Raw genomic sequence first — 19225 nt, forward strand, 5'->3', positions numbered from 1 at the left:
GGTTTGCATCCGGTCCCGAGCCCATGTGCTGCTACCAGGTCATCCGCGTGAGATGCGCTTCCTCATCCTGAGGAACCGCGGGCGCTGTCTCGAAGGAAGGCCACTTGCTCCCAACGACCAAGTCTGCTGCCCATCCTTCGAGACGGGCGTTCAGCCCTCCTCAGGATGAGGTCGTTGGGGAATGAGAGTTTGAGAAGACTTGTTTTCGAGCAAGCAATTGAAACAGGAGATGACCGCCGGGCAGGTCCTTGTCTGCCCAGCACCTTCCCCTGAACAGCCTTTGCCTATTCCGCGGCAGCGCGCCATTCTTTCCAGCGCAGCACCATGTTGGCGCCAATCTCGCGAAAGGGCTGGGGTGGTAACTTCCTGGGAGGGGCCTCAGCGCCGAAATGGCAGGTGATGTCGCTCGATACGCCACAGGCAAGTTCGGCCGCCCCTATGCCTGTCAATGTTCCGCGCGCCGTGCCGAGCCCGTTTTGAACGCAGCCCGAATAGACGCCCTCGTCCAGTTCCCGCATCACTGCAACTGAATTGAGGCTGAGACACAGATGTCCGGCCCAACGGAACTCCATATTGATACCGACCAACTGCGGAAAACGCTCGTCGAACTTGCGCTGCATCACACAGGCCGCGCGTTCCAGGCTTTTGGCGTGCAGCTGCATGTTCGGCTTCAAGACAGCGCAGGTTCTGGTCACGATCCGGTTGCCACCTTGGGCAGTGTCGATCCGGCGCATGGTTGTGCCCATGGGGTCTGACGGGGTTATTCCCCACCGCGGCGCGCCTCCCAGCCGCGACAGGGCCTCCTTGTCGAGTTCCGGCGTCATGACCGCAAACAGGAAGAGTTGCATCAGGCGGCCGCGTTCAAACCCGAAGCTTTCCAGATGACCATTGACCGTCAGGATGATTTTTTGCGTCACAACGGATCCTTCCGGCGTGACCACCTTCCAGGCGGATCCCTGGCGTGCATAGCGCTGCACCGGGCTCTTGTCGAATATCCGGACGCCTTTGCGCCGCAAGCCCTTGGCCAGGCCGCGAATATAACCAGCCGGCTGGAGCATAACGGTTCCGGGTGTGTAGAGGCCGGACAGGTAGTGACGGCTGCCGGTCAGATCCGCCATTTGCTGTGCGTCCAGCATTTCATAGGCTTCACCGAGCTCCTGAAGGTGCCGCGCATAACTTACGTTGTGTTCAACAGCCTTGGAGCTGGCCGCGCCATTGATCTTGCCGGCGCAGTCGAAGAAGTTCCTGTCGATGCCATAGTCTTCGACAGCGTCGCCAGCGAAGGAGATTGCCTTTCTGTTGAGGGAGGTAATCGCCTGATCGTCTCCGGCGCCCGCATAGTCATCCGAGTTCAACTCATGCGGCAGATCGATCATGAAACCTGAGTTGCGGCCGGCAGAACTTTCCGCGATCCGGCACGCATCCAAGACGACAATGTTCAGACCGCTGTCGATTTGGTTCAATCGCCTTGCCGCAGAAAGTCCTGCAAATCCCGCTCCGATGACGACGATGTCGGCGCTCGTCGCTTCGCTCAGGGGCATTGCTTCCGGCTGGTCCGCCAGTATCCGGTTCCATGCTGCCGGACCCTGGAGGTTCGGCAGCGTCTTGGCGGACCGCTCGCTTATCATCCCACGGCCTCATCCCCATCGTCGGAGAGATCGATCCAGATCGTCTTGATCTGTGTGTACTGATCATGGGCGGAAAGGCTGTTGTCGCGCCCACCGAAACCGGACTGCTTGAAACCGCCGAACGGCGTTGAAATGTCGCCTTCACCGAAGCAGTTGACCGTAACTGTCCCCGCACGAATGGCCCTGGCACCGCGTAAAGCACGTTTTGTATTGGCCGTGAAGATCGAGGCCGCCAGCCCGTACTCCGTGGAATTGGCAAGTTCGATGGCGTCGTCGAACCCCTTGACGGTAAGCACATTCAGAACAGGACCGAAAATTTCTTCCCGCGCAACGCTGGAGTCGGCTGGTGCTTCCAGGATGGTCGGCTCCACGAACGCACCGTCATGCGCCTTGCCGCCCATCAGGACCTTCGCACCGGTTTCCAGATAAGAACAGACCTTGCCGTAGTGCTCCGCCGAAACCAGCGCGCCAACCCTGTGTTCCGGATCGAGGGGATCGCCCATTGTCCATTCGCGCGCGTGGGCGTAGATGCGTTCCAGGAGCGGTTCCTTGACCTCTTCCTCAACAATCAGGCGCGAGCTGGCAGAGCAGTTTTCACCCATGTTCCAGAATGCGCCGTTAACAATATGCGCGGCAATCCGGTCCAGGTTTTCCGCATCTTTCAGAACGACGCTCGGGTTCTTGCCGCCCATCTCCAGGACAACTTCCTTCAGATTGCTGTCCGCGGAATAGCGCAGGAACCGCCGGCCTGTTTCCGTCGATCCCGTGAAGGAGATCATGTCGACATCCATGTGGCGTCCAAGCGGTTCGCCGACATCGGGTCCGGTTCCCGGAACGACGTTTAGAACACCGCGCGGAATGCCGGCTTCTGCCGCCAGTTCAGCAACGCGCAACGCGGTGAGCGATGTCTCTTCGGCGGGTTTCACGACAACGGAACAGCCGGCCGCAAGTGCCGGACCGATCTTCCAGGCCAGCATCAAAAGCGGGAAGTTCCAGGGCAGGACGAGGCCGACGACGCCAACCGGTTCGCGCACGATCATCGCGATGTGCTCATCGGATGCCGGGGAGACCTGATCGTAGATCTTGTCGATCGCCTCCGCGTGCCATTTGAGACAATGGATCGTTTCGGGAATGTCGACTGTCTCGCAATCGTAAATCGTTTTGCCGCTGTCGAGGCTTTCCATAACGGCAAGTTCGCGCCGGTTGCGTGTGAGCAGTTTTGCAAAGCGGATAAGGATATCCTTGCGTTCGGACGGGTGCATTTTCGACCATCTGCCGTCCTCGAACGCTTCTCGCGCCTTCAAAACGGCAAAGTCGACATCCTCCGCGCCGCAAGACGCGATCTCCGCAAGGGTCTCGCCTGTCGCTGGATTGACCGTCGCAAACGTCTTGCCGGACTGTGCAGGCCGGTACCCGCCATCAATGAAGGCGCTGGTCGGAAAGTCGAGCTTGGCGGCGAGTGCCCTATATTCCTCGCGTGTCAGTAGATCCGTCATGGTCATGCTCCCGCCGTGATGTCGTCGATGGTTGATTTCAGAACCCGGATCACCTGTTCAAGCTGACGCTTGTCGTCCTTGTTGAGCGCCTTGAGAGGTGGCCTGGGCGGGCCGGAATAAAGCCCGGTCATGGCGACGCCATGCTTGACGCACTGGATGAATTTTCCACCCTGCTCAAGAACCCGCATCAGCGGCATCATGGCCGACATGATCCGTCGGCCCTTCGAGAAGTCGCCCTTCACTGCGCAGGCTTCGTAGAGCGCGACATGTTCATGCGGCAGGAAATTCGACCCGGCGCAGACCCAGCTGCGAGCGCCCCAGGCGAAAAATTCCAGCGCCTGGTCGTCCATGCCGCAGGACATCTGGATATGCGGGTAGTCCCGCGCCAGCAGATGGACCCGGTTGATGTCGCCCGAGCTTTCCTTGATCGCGCAGACATTGCGCGAGCGGCCGACGCGGTCGAGGAATTCCTCGCCCATGTTCACACCCATCCGGCCCGGATAGTTATAGAGCATGATCGGCAGGTTCGCGGCCCGGTCGATCGTCAGCACGTTCAGCGCATTCTCGCGCTCCGTTGGAACGGCGTAGGGGGGTGTCGCCACCAGCAACGCATCCGCGCCGAGTTTTGCGCCACCCTCAGCGAGTGCGATGGAATCGGGCGTCCGCATCGTGCCGGTGCCAATGATGAGAGGCAGTCGCCCGGACAGTTTTTCCTGGGTGAAGCGCGCAAGCTCAAGGCGCTCCTCGACTGTCTGCGTGTAGTTCTCCCCGGTCGATCCCCCGGAAATCAGTCCGTGCACTCCGCTGTCGACGAGGTGATCAATCACTTTTTCAAGCGCGTCCCAGACGACATTCCCGTCGTCGTCATAGGGAGTGACCACAGGCGTATAGATGCCTTCGAACGTCATTATCGGCGTCATATGAACCTCATGCGGATTTTTGCTTCGGTGGTGCGCCGAGCGGAGCTTCCAGCCCCTCGGGCATCACGAAAAGTTCGATCTGGTCGCGCGAGAGCGCCCAATGTTCCAGCGCCAGTTCGGCCGCCCGGTCTTCGTCACCGCTTTCGATGCATGCGATCATGTCGTCATGCTGCTGACAGGCGAGGGCGAGCCGGTCGTCCGTTGCGCCCGACTTGGGGCGAAAGAACGTCATGGCGATGCGTGTGTGATCGATCAGCAGCCGGTCGAGGCTCGCCAGCAGATAGCTGTTGCCTGCCATGTGCCCCGTAATCCGGTGGAACTGGTCGTTGGTGAGCGCGCGGGCTGTCGTGTCGCTCGAGTTGAGCGCGTCCCGAAACGCATCCTGCGCCTCTTTCAAAGCTTCGATCTGACGTGGCGTTGCATTTTGAACCGCAAGCCTGAGGACGGCGCTGTAAATAAGTGGGGCAGCGAGGAAAAAGTCCCGGAGCGTATAGTGCGTCATGTCGGAAACGCGCGCACCCCGGTTGAGCTGCAGCGTCACGTAGCCTTCGCCCGAAAGCTGTTGCAGTACCTCGCGCAAGGGCGTGCGCGAAAGGCCGTACTGGTCGCAAAGTTCGCTTTCCTCAAGGGGACTTCCAGGTTCGCGCTCCAAGGTCAGGATTGCGCGTTTCAGATCCTCATAGGCGGCTGATTTGGCTGTGCCACGAACACTCGGCATGGAACCGCACCTTTCGATTTTTGTTGACCTGCTTGTATACATGTTGAATACAATAGCAACACAAAAATTATACAAACACCTCGCCTGGCCGTATGAGCATGAGGCGACAGAGGCCGGAGAAAAGCGACATGTCCCGCACCACCGACGTCACCTTTCTGCTGCTTGACGATTTTTCGCACATTGCGTTTTCCTGCGCGGTCGAGCCGCTCAGGATCGCCAACCTGCTCTCGGGAAAGGAACTGTACCGCTGGCAACTGGCGTCACCGTCCGGGGACAGGGTTGTCTGTTCAAACAGGACAATCACGCTGGTCGATCAGGGCCTGGAGCCGCTTCCGGCAAGGAGCAGCCTCTTTCTCATTTCAGGATTGAATGTTGGCGACAGGGCATCGCCTGAAGTTCTGTCGTTCATTCGAAGGGAACGCGCGCGCGGAACTCAGATCGGCGCGCTTTGCTCCGGCGCTTTTGTGCTTGCCAAGGCCGGTCTGCTCAACGAACGCCGCGCAGCTGTTCATTGGGCTTTTCACGACAGTTTTCAGGAAAACTTTCCCGAAGTGGATCTGGTTCGAAATGTGTTTGTTGCCGATGAAGCCTTTGTCACCGCATCAGGGGGAACTGCTGCAACGGACCTGATGCTGCACCTGATCGGTGAAACCCACGGAATGGACCTGGCGATGGCGATCGCGGACCAGATGGTCTATTCGGGTGTCCGTCCAGCCCACGCCACGCAGCAGATTTCGGTTCAGGCCCGCTATGGTATCCGTAACCCTCATATCGCCGAAGCAATCAGGCTCCTCAATGAGAGCGCTCCTTATTTCATGCCGACATCGGAAATCGCGCGCCGGATCGGTATCTCAACGCGGCAGCTTGAACGGCTGTTTCAAAAGCATCTGAAAATGTCGCCGAAGAAATTTGCGATTAACCAGAAACTCACCAAAGCACGGAACCTTCTGCTTCAGACCGAACAGTCGATCTCGGAAATCGCACTCGCCTGCGGGTATGAGTCCCCATCTCATTTTATCCGCACCTATCAGAACAGGTTCGGCGTGACACCGCATAACCAGCGTGTCTTTTCAAAAGACACGCTGGCAGTTCATCAGCTCGCCTGACGTGGCATGTACGAACTAGTTCGGGTAAAACAGGTCGTCGGAGTGGATTTCCAGCATGTTGGCCACGTTGTGGTCACCGTCGGCACGCGCCTTCTTTGACAGGTCCTTTAGGACGGCACGCGCGAGCATATACGGCTTGCCGACGCGAAGGGCGGCCTTGAACACCGCTTGCGCTTCCGCTTCTGTCGTGCCTGTCTTTGAGGCGACGCTCTTGCAATATTCTTCCAGTCCGCGCTTGGCGTCCGCCTGTCCCTTGCGCCAGAATTTTTCCATCTTCTCCGGGTTGGTTCTGTCTTGCCCTTTTGCCTCTTCCTGCCGTTTGACGATGGTCGGGCAGCTGACGGGCTTTAAGCCGCCGAACACCCAATGCGTCATGTAGTAGGACATGCCCACAAATCCGTAGATGCGCGCACCTGATTCCATCGCATGTCCCAATGCGCGATAAAACCCGTAAACCATGAGAAACGGCGCAAGCAGGCTCATGTAACCGAAAACAGTGGCTGCGGCGGTGCCGGCGGCCGCGAAGGTAAGCGAGGCTTTGATGATCTTGAAACCGTTGAGGCCGATCGAGATCAGCTTTTCACGCTGTTCGACAGTCAGTCCCGCGCCACCGTCCGTGTAGGCGCCTTTGTTTGCCTTCCAGATTTCTTCCAGCAAGTCGCGATAATAGGTCTCTTCTTGAGACGAGATACTCTGGGTTGACTTGATCTGGTCGATCGTTGCATCGATGACATCCTCCTTGGTGATCTTGTCATCTTTGCCTTTGCCCTTGTCGTCATCGTCATTTTCCGGAGCAGGCTCCGGCGGAAAGTCCGGGATGGACATCTGCGCCCAGATGTCCTCCGAGTTCGGGTCATTCAAGGCCACGATTGTCTTTGCGGCGGGGTCGACACGCGCATCCGGCCACCGAAAGCCTAGCACCGATTTCTGAAAATCCTTGATCATGTCGCGAGTCTTGGGTCCGGAAATGCCGTCCGGCACCAGCAGAACGCGCGGTGGATGCATGAGCTCGTTAAGCCGTTCTTGCACCGTTGCGACATCTGCCGGCCGGTTCTGGCCGTTTCGTCCGACCGAGGCGGTGATCCCGATGGATGAATAAATTGGCATGATCAAAATCCAACAATTCGGAATATCTCTGGGTCAGTTCTCTGTAATGAGGCTTGACACTTGGCGGATCTTGAAAGAAATATCTCTCAAGTAAGAATAATTTGATTGTCAAACAAATAGTTTGACCGCTTTTCAATTTAATAGAAATATGAATATTTTACAGAGGCGAGTTTGTTTCAATTGTATGCTGCGCGTTTCGATTGTACGCAAGTAAACGTAGGGATGTGAAGCATGCATTCGTGACCGGTCGTCGCGTGGTTCAAGTCGGCGCGGATGGACAAACGGGCTCAATTCTAAAAGCGGCGGTGTTTCGACGCGTGCCTTTGTCCGTTGGGTTGACGACAAGATCTCGGGCGGCATCAGGCGCGCATGTTCGCACCGTTCGCATCATAGATCGGAGCACCCAGAACCTCAGCATCAAAGAACTCACCCAGGATCTCAACCTTAAGGGCCGTTCCCGGTGTGCTGTGCTCCGTTGCCACATAGCCCATTGCCATCGAGCGATTGACGTGGTGCGCGAACCCGCCTGAAGAAACATAACCGACCGCGGCGCCGTCCTTCAGAATGGCTTCGTCATTGGAGACATCAATACCGTCGACATCGATGGTCATGGTGACAAGCTTTTGCTTTACACCGTCGGTGCGGAACGTTTCAGTTGCTTTCTTGCCGACAAAGTCCTTCTTCCAGTTGATGAAGATGTCCATGTTGCTTTCGACGGCATTAAAATCAGGCCGGTAGTCGAGCGTCCAGACGCCCCAGCCTTTTTCCAGCCGCATCGACATGAGCGCGCGCGCGCCGTACCAGCGATAGCCGAAATCCCCTCCGGCCTCTTCGATCGCTTCGGCAAGACGAAGCAGGTATTGCGGCCGGCAGTAGATCTCGTAACCCAGTTCACCGGAAAAGCTGATGCGGTTTAGTATGACTGGCACACCGGCAACAAATGTCCGGCGAAGATCACGGAACCTGAAACTGTCCGCGGAAATGTCGTCACGCATCAGACGCTGCAGCAAGGCGCGAGATCTCGGTCCGGACAATGCAATTCCGTGCCAGTCATCAGAGACATTGGCGTAGGTTACATCGAACGGCAGGTTGCGCTCAAACCAGCGTCGGTGCGCCTCCTGCATGGCCCCCGATCCGAACAGCATGAAGTGATCTTCTGCAAGACAGGCGACCGTCAGGTCGCCGTAAAGCCTGCCTGCTTCGGTCAGCATTGGCGTCAGTGTCAGGCGACCGGGTTTGGGCACATGCCCGGCAAGCACATTGTCGAGATAGGCGCGCGCGCCGGGCCCTTTGAACTCGTGTTTGGCGAAGTTGGCGATTTCAATGCCGCCGACAGCCTCGCGCACGGCTTTTACTTCGCGGGCAACATAGTCATGACAGCGGCTGCGCTGGAAGGTCGGATCTTCATGTGCATCCTCCGGTCCGTCAGCAAACCAGAGCGCGTGCTCCAGCCCGAAGCCCTGGCCCATCACTGCACCTTTGCTGACCAGCCTGTCGTATAGGGCCGTTGTCTTTTGGCGGCGGCCCTTGGGAAGCGTTTCGTTCGGAAAGGTCATCACGAACCGGCGTTCGTAATTTTCCGTCGACTTGACGGTGCCCCAGTCGGGCGTGGCGAAATCGCCGAAACGGGCGACGTCCATGGCCCAGACGTCGATTGAAGGTTCTCCGTCAATCATCCATTCAGCCATCGTCAGGCCGACGCCGCCGCCCTGGCAGAAGCCTGCCATCACACCAACAGCGCACCAGTAGTTTCGCATGCCTGGAACCGGTCCGATCATCGGGTTCCCGTCCGGACCGAAGGTGAACGGCCCGTTGACGATATTCTTGATGCCGGCATGACCCATGGCCGGAATGCGCTCAAACGACATTTCGAGCCGGTCCGCGACACGGTCGATGTCCGGCGGCAGCAATTCGTGCCCGAAGCTCCACGGCGTGCCGTCCACTTTCCACGGGGTACCCTTCGGCTCATAGGTGCCGAGCAACATGCCGTGGCGTTCCTGGCGGAAATAGATATTGGCTTCATAGTCGATCCCGGCGGGAAGGCGGTCTGCCTCGCCCTGCTTCATCCGCTCTTCGATCTCCGGAATCGTTTCGGTGATCAGGTAGTGGTGCTCCATCGGCTGCACAGGCAAATGAAGCCCCTGCATGGTGCCGACCTCACGTGCCCACAACCCACCGCAATTGACGATATGTTCTGCGTTGATCACGCCCTTGGGTGTCGTGACATCCCAGGATCCGTCGGCGCGCTGGCGTGTCGCTGTTGCGGGCGTATGGGTGAAATACTCTGCGCCGTGGTGCCGGGCGGCCTTGGCGAAGGCATAGGTCGCGCCAGAGGGATCGAGATCCCCGTCCTGGTCGTCCCAAAGGGCAGAATAATAGTGTTTGGGGTCGATCAGCGGGTGGCGTTCGGCAACTTCCTTGGGGCTGATGAATTCCTGCGAAAGACCCATGTAGCGGGCTTTCGAGCGTTCCCGCTTCAGATAGTCGTACCAGTCTTTCGTCGACGCCAGATAAAAGCCGCCGGTGATGTGCAGCCCGACACTGTGACCGGAGATCTCCTCGATTTCCCGGTAGAGATCGATCGTATAGGACTGCAGGCGCGAGATATTCGGATCGGAACTGATCGTGTGGATTTGCCCGGCCGCGTGCCAGGACGACCCGGATGTCAGCTCGTCGCGCTCCAGCAGGACAACATCCTTCCAGCCGAACTTGGCCAGGTGAAACAGGATGGAACAGCCGACGACACCGCCGCCGATCACCACGACGCGCGCATGGCCGGGAAGTTGTTTGCCGCTACCGGTCTCGTCGTTTTGGATCTCGGGCATCATTGTCTCCTCAATTGAGCGGCAGCCGCCTGAAGCGGCCCGGCATTGCGGGGTCGTGGAAATGATCGAGCGGTCCGTTGTCGACCAGGTGCCGGTGCCAATGTGCCAATGCGTCCCGGTCAAGCGTGACGCCGAGCCCAGGGCCCTCTGGAACCGCGATCGTGTTGTCTTTCTGGCGGAACGGTCCGCCCTCGATCACATCGCCGACCTGCCAGCGGAACAGCGACTGGCTCGGCTCGGTAATCCAGGGCATTGCCGCCGACATATGCAGATATCCTGCCGTCGCGATCCCGGCATCGCCCGAGTAGCACCAGAAACCTATGCCCATCGCCTCACAGGCACCTACAAAACGCACGGTTCGGGAGATGCCGCCCAGCACCGCAAAATTGGTGACGATATAGTCCGGCGCACCAAAGCTGACGGCGCGGCGGATGTCGGGCACATGGGTGGAGAGCCGGATGGAAGAGTGTTTGCGCAGCTCGGCCATTTCCTCGAACGTTGCGACAGGGTCCTCGTAGTTGCGGATGTCATAGGGCTCGATCTCCCGGAAAATCCGGATCGCGCTCGGGAGCGACCATTGCATGTTGCTGTCCAGGCGGATCATGTCGTCCGGACCCAGCGCCTCCCTAAGTGCCTTGACGGTATCGATTTCCAGCTTCGGGTCACCGAGGATCAGCTTGCCCTCGAACATGGTTGCGCCGTGTTCTTCGCGCATGCGCAGGCAATAGTCGGCAACTTCGTGCGGGTTGGTCTCGCCTCCATGCCGAAACGCGAAATACTCGGTGAAGGGGATGTCCTTGCGCACCGCGCCGCCGAGCAGCCGGTAAAGCGGTTCTCCCGCGACCTTGCCGCGCAGGTCCCAGAGCGCGATCTCGATTGCGCCGAATGCCTTCACGACCGAACTGTCGTCCGTGTTCTGCACGATCTGCCAGGGCGGAACACACAGGCTTTCGCAGCCGGCAATATCCAGCGGATCGAACCCGATCAGGCGTTCGCCCATAGTTTTGACGGTCTCGAGCACATCAACTGAAGGGGCTTCGCCGAGCCCTATCAGTCCCTGGTCGGTTTCCACTTCGATGATGACCTTTGAGGTGCCTGGATAATGTCCTCCCGTCCACCACATCGGCTTTTCAAGCGGAATGTTGACCGGTGTCGCTTTTACTCCCGTGATCTTAATACCAGGCATCTGGAAGCTCCTCCTTCCGCCGGGCCACAAAGGCCTCCAATTCCTCTCGTATGGCCGGATCCATCGGCGGCTCCTGATAATCGGCCAGCATCGCCTGCCACCGTTCGAAGGCACGCTGGCGCATATCCTTTGAACCGCCTTCCTCCCAGCTTTCAACATTTTCGCTGTCTGAAAGTCGCGGTTCGTAAAAGGCTGTCTGATAATTCCGCATCGTGTGTGCCGACCCGAGGAAGTGGCCGCCAGGACCGACCTCGCCATAGGCATCGCGGGCGAATGCTTCTTCCGATGTGTCCAGACCGCCGGAAAGGATTTTCTCGTAGGACCCCAACCGGTCCGCATCCATGATCAGTTTTTCAAATCCGGTACAGAGCCCGCCTTCGAGCCATCCCGCGGCATGCAGAACGAAATTCGCGCCCGCGAGCATCGTCGAGTGCATGGAATCGGCACTCTCATAGGCGGCCTGCGCATCCTCGATTTTCGAAGCTGTGAGTGACCCACCGCATCTGAGCGGCAGACCCGCGCGCCGGGCAAGCTGACCGATCACATAGTTCGACACCACGGGTTCGGGCATTCCGAACGTTGGCGCTCCACTCTTCAGGCTCATCGAGCTGAGGAAGTTGCCGAGCACAAACGGTGCGCCGGGCCGCACGATCTGCGAAAAGGCGCAGACCATCATGGCCTCGGCCATCGCCTGGCAAACGGATGCGGCTGTCGAGACCGGCCCCATGGCTCCGGACAGAATGAACGGCACGACGACAATGCCCTGGCCACGCCCGCAATAAACGCGTACGGCCTCGCTCGCCACCTTGTCCACCAGAAGCGGCGAGTTCGTGTTGACGTTGCCCATGATGACGCAGTCCCGCTCCATCACGTCCTGGCCGAACACAGTCTCGGCCATCGCGACGCTGTCTTCGGCCCGGCTCATCTCCGTGATCGCGCCCAAATGCGGCTTGTCGCTCAGTGTCATGTGAGCAAAGAGCATGTCGAGATGGCGTTTCGAGACGGGTACGTCGCAGGGTTCGCAGGTCACGAAGCCGCCATGGTGAAGGTGGGGATGCATGTAGGTGAGCTTCACCAGCTTCTCGAAGCTTGCCAGGTCTCCGTAGCGGCGCCCGCCTTCTAGGTCGCGCACGAAGGGCGATCCGTAGACCGGAGCAAAGACCTGGTTGTCGCCGCCGATGGTGACCGACCTTTCCGGGTTGCGTGCGCGCTGGATAAACTGCCGTGGCGCCTTGGCGCACAAGGAGCGGATCCAGGACGCATCCGCGCGCACGAGATCACCTTCAATGCCCGCACCGGCTTCCGCCCAGATCCGCAGAGCTTCAGGGTCGTCCCTGAATGCCACACCAACATTCTCAAAAATCCAGTCGACCTGGGCTTCGAGTGCCGTCAGGCGTTCTTCATCAAGAATTTCGAAATAAGGCAGCGCACGTCGGATGAAGGGTGCCTCGGGCTTTGCCTCCGCGCTCCGCCCGCGTGCAGCACGTGAACGTCTTGCCATCTCGTCGCCTTTCCATGGACCGATCCAGAAAATCTAGCGCTTTGGAAACAGCTTGTGACGATTGAAAAAATTCGCGATTTGCATAAACTGAAATTATGCAAAGCCTATGGAAGATCGTTGGTTCTCCGCGCTACATCCTCATTTTTGAGGCGGCGGCAAGGCATGGCTCATTCACCCGTGCCGCGGCAGAACTGAATGTGCAGCAACCGGCCGTCAGTGCAGCTGTCAAAAACCTTGAAAACGCACTCGGCGCACCGCTGTTTCGCCGGGCGCACAAGAAGGTGGAACTGACGCCTGTCGGTGCACGGTTTTACGCCGAGCTCTCCAAAGGCCTGCACCAGATCCTCGAAGCGACCCGTTCTGTCCAGGCGGAAGCCAGAAATGCCATTGTCACCCTGTGCGCCTCGACCGCCTTCAACACCTATTGGATGATGCCGCGTTTGCGGACCCTGCGCGACCTTCATCCCGATATCGACCTGCGCCTGCAGTCGAGCGACCGGGAGCCCGACATTGACGACGGCGGCATCACGCTTGCCGTGCGCCGCGGCGACGGGCGCTGGCCAGGCTGCAACGCCTCGCTGATCGCGGAGGAGGTGATCTATCCGATTGCCAGTCCCGCCCTGATGTCTGCCAGCGACCTCAAGCGCAAGGAAGACATTCTTGAACACACGTTGATCCACCTTGAAGAACCGGTCCGTGAACGCCCCAGTTGGAAGGACTGGTTCGACGCGCAAGGCTGCGAAGTCGCGATCCCACCATCCGGGCTGCGTCTCAATGACTATGCGCTGGTCCTGAACGCGGCCATCTCGGGCGAGGGCTTTGCGTTCGGCTGGAACCATCTCGCGTATCCGCTCATCGAGAACAGTCTTGTCAGCGCCCGCCGGGACTGGAGCTGGCGGACGGGCATGGGGTTTTACCTCGTCTGGTCGAAATCCCGACCGCTCAGCGAGAATGCGGAGCGGGTGCGAAACTGGCTGATTTCAGCGGCGGATGAGGGCTGATTGAGTGCTCGGGTCAGTGTCTTGCACTTGATCTCATGGCTGAAAAGGCGTTCACTTTGGCATCGGTGTCGTTGATTGCGTTTTTTGAAAGGACAACACGTGCAACCGATTGATCCCAACGACATGCCCGAAACGCTGACGTGCCACGGCATCGTGCCGCGTGCCTGGCAGGAGCGGAACCCCAACGCCTGGGGCAATATCAAATTCGCCCGCACAAACGGCGGAACACCTGTCCGTGTCTGGGTTCCCAAGGCGAGCACGCGTCTGCCGGAACGCTATTTCTGCCATGGCTGGGCTACCGGAACGTACCCGCTCTACGGTTACACGCCGTTCTCCGGCGTTCCCATGTTGACGGTTCTGGAAGAGGAATGGAGCGCCGTTGACGAGCCGCAGGTCCACGACATCATGGTCTGGTTTGAAGTCAGCGGCGAGCATGCCGGCATGCCCTGTCATTCAGCACGTGTGGAGGAATGGTCCGGGAACGGGCTCATCCTGTCGAGCAAGAACGGCACGGCACCCCTGCAACGCCGCGTCCCACTGGATGAGGTCGACGACACTTATTTCTACAGCTCCGACGTTCCCACCGAACGCCACCTCTACCGCTCCCGCACCCGCCTGCCGAGGATTGATTTTCCGGTGGAGTAGGGACCGAAGCTCGGAAAGGTGGAGCGCCATAGATCGGCCAAGCTTTTCAACACTGTTCTGACGACATCGTTTTTTCTTGAGACAAAGAGTCGGTCTTCGTTTTGAACCTTTTGTTCCGATTGCTTGCGTCGTTCGCAATCTGTAGCGTTTTGCCAGCCTGCGTTCTGTTTCCCGTGCCGCATGATCTGGCACCAAAGGTCGCAGGTGTCGTCCTTGAGAATGGTGTGCCTGTCGAAGGCGCGGAAGTGGTTTTGGTCCGCTCGTATCTTTCTACGGTTGATGCGACACAAGTTTCCAAAGACCAACGTTCAATCAGCACTAGATCGGACGCAAGCGGCAGGTTTGCGGTCGGGCCGATCAAAACTGTTAAGGTCGTACATATGTTCGGCGACGAGCTGCTGGTCTATGCACTTGTTATCAGGCACAAAGGCCAGAGTCTCCTCGGATTTAGAGACTCTGGAACAGGGTTCGCAGGAGGTCCATTCAGCGTTACCTGTGATCTCGACCGGCCGAAAAAAATTCTAGGATCAACGATCTATTGCGAATTCCAAACGTCGAATTCGGGCGACCTTTAAAAGGCACCAGAACGCATGACTTTAATCAGCCAGCCGCCTTTCTCATACTCGCTGAAATACGGTCCAGATCCGTGATCCTGGTCGCCTTGGAAAACCCGAGAACGGCCTGCAGCAGGTTCATGGCCAACCCGTTCTTGATTTCCAGGCCGTTCTTTTCGGCCATGGTCAGCAACGGCGTCTTTTGCGGGTCGTAAATGATATCGAAGACGAGGCTGCCGGGCCGCACCTGGTCCAGGTCGGCGGCTGCTATCGGGCTTTCGCCCGCGACCCCGTTGGCAAATCCGACCGGGGTGCAATTCACGATCAGCGAGCACGTCGGCGTGAGCGTGCGGATATCGGCATAAGCGGCTGATTTGGCACTGATCCCGGTGCAAAAGTCTTGAGCTGCTTCAGGTGATCTTGAAACGATCGTCAGGGAGGCTCCAGCATCCGCCAGGAACGCGGCAACCGCTTTGCCCGCGCCACCTGGCCCGATCAACAAGGTGTCCACACCCCGAAGGTCCGGAATGGACGCTTTGATATCAGCAAGGGCCGCCTCGCCATCGGTATTGGTGCCGCACAGCTCTCCGGCATCGTTTCGATAGAGGCAATTGACCGCGCCGATTTTCAGCGCCTGCGGCGTAAGTCGATGACTGCCCAGCCAGGCCGCAATGCTTTCCTTGTAGGGCATGGTTACAGCCCCGCCGACAAAATCCGCATCGCCGGCGAGCGCCTCAAGAACCTGATCGAGTTTCTCCGGAACAACATCCATCGGAACCATGCGCTCCGGCTTCCCAAAGTCCTGGAAAGCGGCATTCCAGAGAAGGGGAGAGCGCGCCCCTTTTGACGGTGAAGCGCCAAGAATGCCGGCATAGCGTTCTCCGGCCTTAAGGCCCGGGTCGTTTTCCAGGAGTGCTACAATCTTCATGGCAGTGGGTCCCTGAGCATCAAGTCATTGTCGAAACGGTCATTCGCGGCGTTTTCAGCAACGGCCCGCCACGTCAAAACGTGCGGGCCATTCGAATTACCAGTGCTGACGACGCCGCGCTATTTTAGCCTCGGGTCAGGAAAGCGTTCTGCCCATGGTGCGGTCCACGACCTGCGCAATGCCCTCCATCGAAACCATCAGATCCTCAAAAGCCTCGAACGTGATCGGCTGAAGCGGATCGACGGCAGAGTTTTCCGGATCAGGGTGAACCTCGAGCATGATCGCGTCGGCACCCGAAGCAACAGAGGCAAGCGCCATCGGCTTGACCCAGCTGCGCCAGAAAGTGGCATGGCTCGGATCGACCGCAATCGGCAGATGGGTGACTTCCTTGGCGGCGGGAACAACCTGCAGGTCCAGGAGGAAACGCGAGGAATCCTTGTGTGTATGTGGCACAGTCACGCCGCGTTCACACAAAATGATCTTTTCATTTCCCTCAACCAACGCGTATTCGGCAGCGCCGAGCCAGTCACGCAGCGAACATCCGAAATGCCGCTTGATCATCAGCGGTTTGCCGGTCTTCGCAGCTGCCGTGATCAGGGGATAGTTCTGCATGTTGCGGGAGCCGATCTGGAGAATGTCCGCGACTTCACACACAAGGTCCAGATAACGTTCCTCCATGATTTCGGTGATGATCCCGATCCCGGTTTCCTTCTTCGCCGTTCCGAGCCAGCGAATGCCGTCTTCCCGTGTTTCGTTGTACTTGGCCGAGCGGTAAGGAAAGGAGAGCGGCTTGAAGGCGCCGCCGCGAAGGAACTGCGCGCCGCTTGCCTTGACCGCGGTCGCGGTTTCGACGATCAACTCCTCGCTTTCGACCATATTCGGTCCGGCAAACACCGGGATATGGCCACCGCCGAATTGCGCGCCGGCAATCTCGAAGGTCGAGAAGTGATCTTCCGATTTCTTCGCAGCCAGGGGAAACTTTGACGCGAGATCTTCGCTCGAAACGTCCTTTCCGGGGGCTTTGTTCTCGATGGCCATTAAGTGTCTCCCTTGTCGTTAGCTATGCCGGCGCCGAGCCGCGATGACAGCGGTTGGTCGCCTATATTCACCCAGGTTTCGCTTTCGATGCTTTTGTAGAGCGCATGCACCAGCTCAACGCTGCGAACCGCATCCAGTGCAGTGATCGGTGGTTGAATGTCGCCGGAAAGCAGGCGATCAGCGATATCCTGCAGCATCGGTCCATGGCTGAGGCCATAGCCCGTCGGTACCGACCGGCTGAACTCTTCAAAAACGGTGTGGTCGGACGGCCTGCTCTCCGTGAATTCCCAGGTATCGATTGTGTTGAGCGCGATCCCGCCGATCTGCGCCATGCCCTTTTCGCCGACAATGGAAAGCGATGCTTCAAAGTCACGCGGGCGGGCGGCAGTTGTTGCCTCGATCGTGCCGAGGGCACCGTTTGAAAATTGCAGTGCTGCAACCATGGTGTCTTCGGCTTCAAGCTCATTCATGCGGTTTGCCATGGCGGCGGACACCCGTTCTACAGGGCCGCAGATCCAGTTGAGCGCGTCCACGTGATGGATCGCCTGCTGGTTGATGACACCGCCATCCATCGCCCACGTGCCGTGCCACTCATCCTCATAATAGGATTGTTCGCGGCACCAGCGAAGGCGAACACAGGCTGAAATAATGCGCCCGAAACGTCCTTCGGCGAAGGTTTCCTTCAGTTTCATAACCGCCGGGTTGTAGCGGTTCTGGAAGATGCAGCCGTACATGAGACCTTTGGAAGCCGCAAGTTCGGCGAGGTCATAGGCATCACCGGGCAGTAGCGTGATCGGTTTTTCGCAGATGACGTGGCAGCCCTTTTCCAGCGCATCACGGGCATGCACCGTATGATCGCCGCTCGGCGTAAGCACCAGAACAAGATCCGGCTTTGCCCCGTCGATCATCGCATCAAGGGACGCGAAGGCTGTTGAGTTGAGCGCATTGGCTGTCGCTGTTGCAGCCTGACTGCGTGCATCCGCGCACCCGACGATCTCAAGCCCGGTTACGCCAGGGTCACCGTTTAGGATCTTGACGTAGTGCTGTGCAACGCGGCCACAGCCCAGAAGGCCGACGCGAAGTTTTGTTTCTGTCATGATTTCGGGTTCTCGCTGCCATTTGCCGTGCGCCAGTTGATCAGCATCGGTTCTGTGAGCTGCATGGTCTTTTGATCGCGGACTTCAATCCGCGACAAAGGGTCATTGACTTCCACTATGCCAAGGCGCCCGGATAAAGGATCGCCAAGGCGGATGTTCATCGGATGGGTAACGCACCCAAGTCCGAACAGGCCGACAAGAGCATGTTTGTCGCGTAAATTGCGCGGGGTTGAGACAGGCTCGCTGGTGTCTTCGATCTGGCCGTCGCGGTCGCGGAACCAGATGTGCCGGCTCTCGCTTTGCCCGGCGATTACGGCATCGAACCCCTGGTCCAGGGTCAGCGAAATCATGTCCTCGATGAGCGCGTCGGGACGGAAGGGGTAGGTTTCTCCCAAAACAACTACAAGGTCCGGCACGCCATAGAGCTGCTCGACTTCCTCAAGCGTCCATTGAAGAACGTCTCCGATGCCGACGATATCGTCGCTCAGGTGTTCGGGGCGCAGAAACGGAGCGTCTGCCCCGAGGCTCTTGGCAAGCTCGGCGGTTTCTTCTGAATCCGTGCTGACAATGACCCTGTCGATCGAGGGCGACGCCTGTGCCTGCCTGATGGCATAATTCAGCAATGGTCCGTTTTCACCCGTTATGGACTTGCCGCGCACAGGGATAATCGCAAACACTTCGGACTTGTGCATGGCATGCCGGCCAAGATCCGCGGCACCGCTGATCTGTTCCATTATCCGCACAACATTGTTGGCGCGGTTGACGTCGAGATCCTGGTGAATGCCGTGATAGTGATAGACCGACGCCTCAGGCTCGTAAACGATTTTGAGACCCGCATCGATCACCGTTTTGCCCCACAACCGGTCTTCAATGTTTGAAAGATCGTTGTCGAAGGGAAAACGCTGCCAGATTTCACGCCGGAAGGCAGAGTTCGCGTTGTGAAAGAAGCTGTCCTTGTGCTGGACCTTCTTGTCGAGGCCGAACACGATCATCAGATCGCGCTTGTCAAAAGGCGAACTGAACGACAGAGGTTGCTGGCGGCCATAGACCCCGGCGACCTGCGGATCATCAAGGTCCGCGACCAGATTTGTCAGCCAGGCTTCGTCTGTTGGAACACAGTGTCCTGACAGGCACACCAGAATGTCGCCTTTGCTTGCCTCGATACCCAGATTGATGGCCAGCCCCGGCTTGAAATCCTCAATCTCGACGAGCGTGACCGGATACTGCTTTGCCTTGGCGACGGTGCGATCGGTCGACTTGTTGTCGACAAGAATAACTTCAAGGTTCGGATAATTCTGCCTGAAGACGCTTTTCAGGCAGGCGCTGATCCAACGTTCTTCGTTCTTTGTTCTTATAATAATGGAAACGAGTGGTGCACTATTCATCTGTCTGGTCTGTTACTGGCGAGCCATCGTCAATTGTTTGTCGTTGGGCGTGCGCGTGGTGAGCTCCCGGGATGCGCCACTGGCCTGCCT

General features: G+C 58.4%; 15 protein-coding genes. 3 read left to right on the forward strand and 12 right to left on the reverse strand.

The window, feature by feature from the left end; translation table 11 throughout:
• Window positions 1-284: 284 nt before the first annotated feature.
• Genes ABVF61_RS14095 through ABVF61_RS14110 form a run of 4 tightly spaced genes read right to left on the reverse strand, consistent with a single transcriptional unit; the run spans window position 285 to window position 4762 of the window.
• A complete protein-coding gene (locus tag ABVF61_RS14095; protein ID WP_353994183.1) occupies window positions 285-1628 on the reverse strand; it encodes an NAD(P)/FAD-dependent oxidoreductase in 1344 nt (447 codons plus the stop codon).
• Complete coding sequence (locus ABVF61_RS14100) at window positions 1625-3124, reverse strand: aldehyde dehydrogenase (protein WP_353994184.1); 1500 nt, start codon at window positions 3122-3124, stop codon at window positions 1625-1627. The genes ABVF61_RS14095 and ABVF61_RS14100 overlap by 4 nt, the downstream gene beginning before the upstream one ends.
• 2 nt (window positions 3125-3126) lie before the next feature.
• The gene (locus ABVF61_RS14105; protein ID WP_353996428.1) at window positions 3127-4032 is read right to left on the reverse strand and encodes a dihydrodipicolinate synthase family protein; all 906 of its coding nucleotides are present in this window, start codon (window positions 4030-4032) and stop codon (window positions 3127-3129) included.
• 19 nt (window positions 4033-4051) lie between these two features.
• Window positions 4052-4762: a GntR family transcriptional regulator gene (locus tag ABVF61_RS14110; protein WP_353994185.1), complete on the reverse strand. Its 711-nt coding sequence runs from the start codon at window positions 4760-4762 to the stop codon at window positions 4052-4054.
• 128 nt (window positions 4763-4890) lie between these two features.
• Between ABVF61_RS14110 and ABVF61_RS14115 the strand changes: the two genes are divergently transcribed.
• Complete coding sequence (locus ABVF61_RS14115; RefSeq protein WP_353994186.1) at window positions 4891-5868, forward strand: GlxA family transcriptional regulator; 978 nt, start codon at window positions 4891-4893, stop codon at window positions 5866-5868.
• Between the two features lie 15 nt (window positions 5869-5883).
• On the opposite strand, the gene ABVF61_RS14120 is transcribed toward ABVF61_RS14115, so the two are convergent.
• The 4 genes from ABVF61_RS14120 to ABVF61_RS14135 form a co-directional block, all read right to left on the reverse strand.
• Window positions 5884-6975, reverse strand: coding sequence for a peptidoglycan-binding domain-containing protein (locus ABVF61_RS14120; RefSeq protein ID WP_353994187.1), 1092 nt, complete (start codon window positions 6973-6975; stop codon window positions 5884-5886).
• 359 nt (window positions 6976-7334) lie between these two features.
• On the reverse strand, window positions 7335-9800 hold the full coding sequence (locus ABVF61_RS14125; RefSeq protein ID WP_353994188.1) for a GcvT family protein: 2466 nt from the start codon (window positions 9798-9800) through the stop codon (window positions 7335-7337).
• 10 nt (window positions 9801-9810) lie between these two features.
• Window positions 9811-10986: a mandelate racemase/muconate lactonizing enzyme family protein gene (locus ABVF61_RS14130; protein ID WP_353994189.1), complete on the reverse strand. Its 1176-nt coding sequence runs from the start codon at window positions 10984-10986 to the stop codon at window positions 9811-9813.
• Complete coding sequence (locus tag ABVF61_RS14135) at window positions 10973-12487, reverse strand: trimethylamine methyltransferase family protein (RefSeq protein WP_353994190.1); 1515 nt, start codon at window positions 12485-12487, stop codon at window positions 10973-10975. The genes ABVF61_RS14130 and ABVF61_RS14135 overlap by 14 nt, the downstream gene beginning before the upstream one ends.
• 95 nt (window positions 12488-12582) lie before the next feature.
• Here ABVF61_RS14135 and ABVF61_RS14140 point away from each other — a divergent pair, with 95 nt between their 5' ends.
• Window positions 12583-13488: a LysR substrate-binding domain-containing protein gene (locus tag ABVF61_RS14140; RefSeq protein WP_353994191.1), complete on the forward strand. Its 906-nt coding sequence runs from the start codon at window positions 12583-12585 to the stop codon at window positions 13486-13488.
• A gap of 99 nt (window positions 13489-13587) precedes the next feature.
• Window positions 13588-14133 (forward strand): hypothetical protein, encoded by a 546-nt coding sequence (locus ABVF61_RS14145; RefSeq protein WP_353994192.1) that lies wholly within the window; start codon window positions 13588-13590, stop codon window positions 14131-14133.
• Between the two features lie 600 nt (window positions 14134-14733).
• Here the strand turns inward: ABVF61_RS14145 and ABVF61_RS14150 are convergent.
• From ABVF61_RS14150 to ABVF61_RS14165, 4 genes are all read right to left on the reverse strand, one after another.
• Window positions 14734-15615 (reverse strand): shikimate dehydrogenase family protein, encoded by an 882-nt coding sequence (locus tag ABVF61_RS14150; protein WP_353994193.1) that lies wholly within the window; start codon window positions 15613-15615, stop codon window positions 14734-14736.
• 135 nt (window positions 15616-15750) lie between these two features.
• A complete protein-coding gene (gene aroF, locus ABVF61_RS14155; RefSeq protein ID WP_353994194.1) occupies window positions 15751-16653 on the reverse strand; it encodes a 3-deoxy-7-phosphoheptulonate synthase in 903 nt (300 codons plus the stop codon).
• Window positions 16653-17750, reverse strand: coding sequence for a Gfo/Idh/MocA family protein (locus ABVF61_RS14160; RefSeq protein ID WP_353994195.1), 1098 nt, complete (start codon window positions 17748-17750; stop codon window positions 16653-16655). Before ABVF61_RS14160 ends, aroF begins: the two co-directional genes overlap by 1 nt.
• On the reverse strand, window positions 17747-19135 hold the full coding sequence (locus tag ABVF61_RS14165; protein WP_353994196.1) for a glycosyltransferase: 1389 nt from the start codon (window positions 19133-19135) through the stop codon (window positions 17747-17749). Before ABVF61_RS14165 ends, ABVF61_RS14160 begins: the two co-directional genes overlap by 4 nt.
• Between the last annotated feature and the right edge of the window lie 90 nt (window positions 19136-19225).

The organism is Roseibium sp. HPY-6, assembly GCF_040530035.1.
GTDB lineage: Bacteria > Pseudomonadota > Alphaproteobacteria > Rhizobiales > Stappiaceae > Roseibium.

Excerpts from the sequence above, each read along its gene's own strand:
- ABVF61_RS14110 (WP_353994185.1), bottom strand. The coding sequence starts at position 4,762 with ATGCCGAGTGTTCGTGGCACAGCCAAATCAGCCGCCTATGAGGATCTG.
- ABVF61_RS14125 (WP_353994188.1), bottom strand. The coding sequence starts at position 9,800 with ATGCCCGAGATCCAAAACGACGAGACCGGTAGCGGCAAACAACTTCCC.
- ABVF61_RS14140 (WP_353994191.1), top strand. The coding sequence starts at position 12,583 with ATGCAAAGCCTATGGAAGATCGTTGGTTCTCCGCGCTACATCCTCATT.
- ABVF61_RS14100 (WP_353994184.1), bottom strand. The coding sequence starts at position 3,124 with ATGACGGATCTACTGACACGCGAGGAATATAGGGCACTCGCCGCCAAG.
- ABVF61_RS14115 (WP_353994186.1), top strand. The coding sequence starts at position 4,891 with ATGTCCCGCACCACCGACGTCACCTTTCTGCTGCTTGACGATTTTTCG.
- aroF (WP_353994194.1), bottom strand. The coding sequence starts at position 16,653 with ATGGCCATCGAGAACAAAGCCCCCGGAAAGGACGTTTCGAGCGAAGAT.
- ABVF61_RS14105 (WP_353996428.1), bottom strand. The coding sequence starts at position 4,032 with ATGACGTTCGAAGGCATCTATACGCCTGTGGTCACTCCCTATGACGAC.
- ABVF61_RS14150 (WP_353994193.1), bottom strand. The coding sequence starts at position 15,615 with ATGAAGATTGTAGCACTCCTGGAAAACGACCCGGGCCTTAAGGCCGGA.
- ABVF61_RS14120 (WP_353994187.1), bottom strand. The coding sequence starts at position 6,975 with ATGCCAATTTATTCATCCATCGGGATCACCGCCTCGGTCGGACGAAAC.
- ABVF61_RS14095 (WP_353994183.1), bottom strand. The coding sequence starts at position 1,628 with ATGATAAGCGAGCGGTCCGCCAAGACGCTGCCGAACCTCCAGGGTCCG.
- ABVF61_RS14160 (WP_353994195.1), bottom strand. The coding sequence starts at position 17,750 with ATGACAGAAACAAAACTTCGCGTCGGCCTTCTGGGCTGTGGCCGCGTT.
- ABVF61_RS14130 (WP_353994189.1), bottom strand. The coding sequence starts at position 10,986 with ATGCCTGGTATTAAGATCACGGGAGTAAAAGCGACACCGGTCAACATT.
- ABVF61_RS14165 (WP_353994196.1), bottom strand. The coding sequence starts at position 19,135 with ATGAATAGTGCACCACTCGTTTCCATTATTATAAGAACAAAGAACGAA.
- ABVF61_RS14135 (WP_353994190.1), bottom strand. The coding sequence starts at position 12,487 with ATGGCAAGACGTTCACGTGCTGCACGCGGGCGGAGCGCGGAGGCAAAG.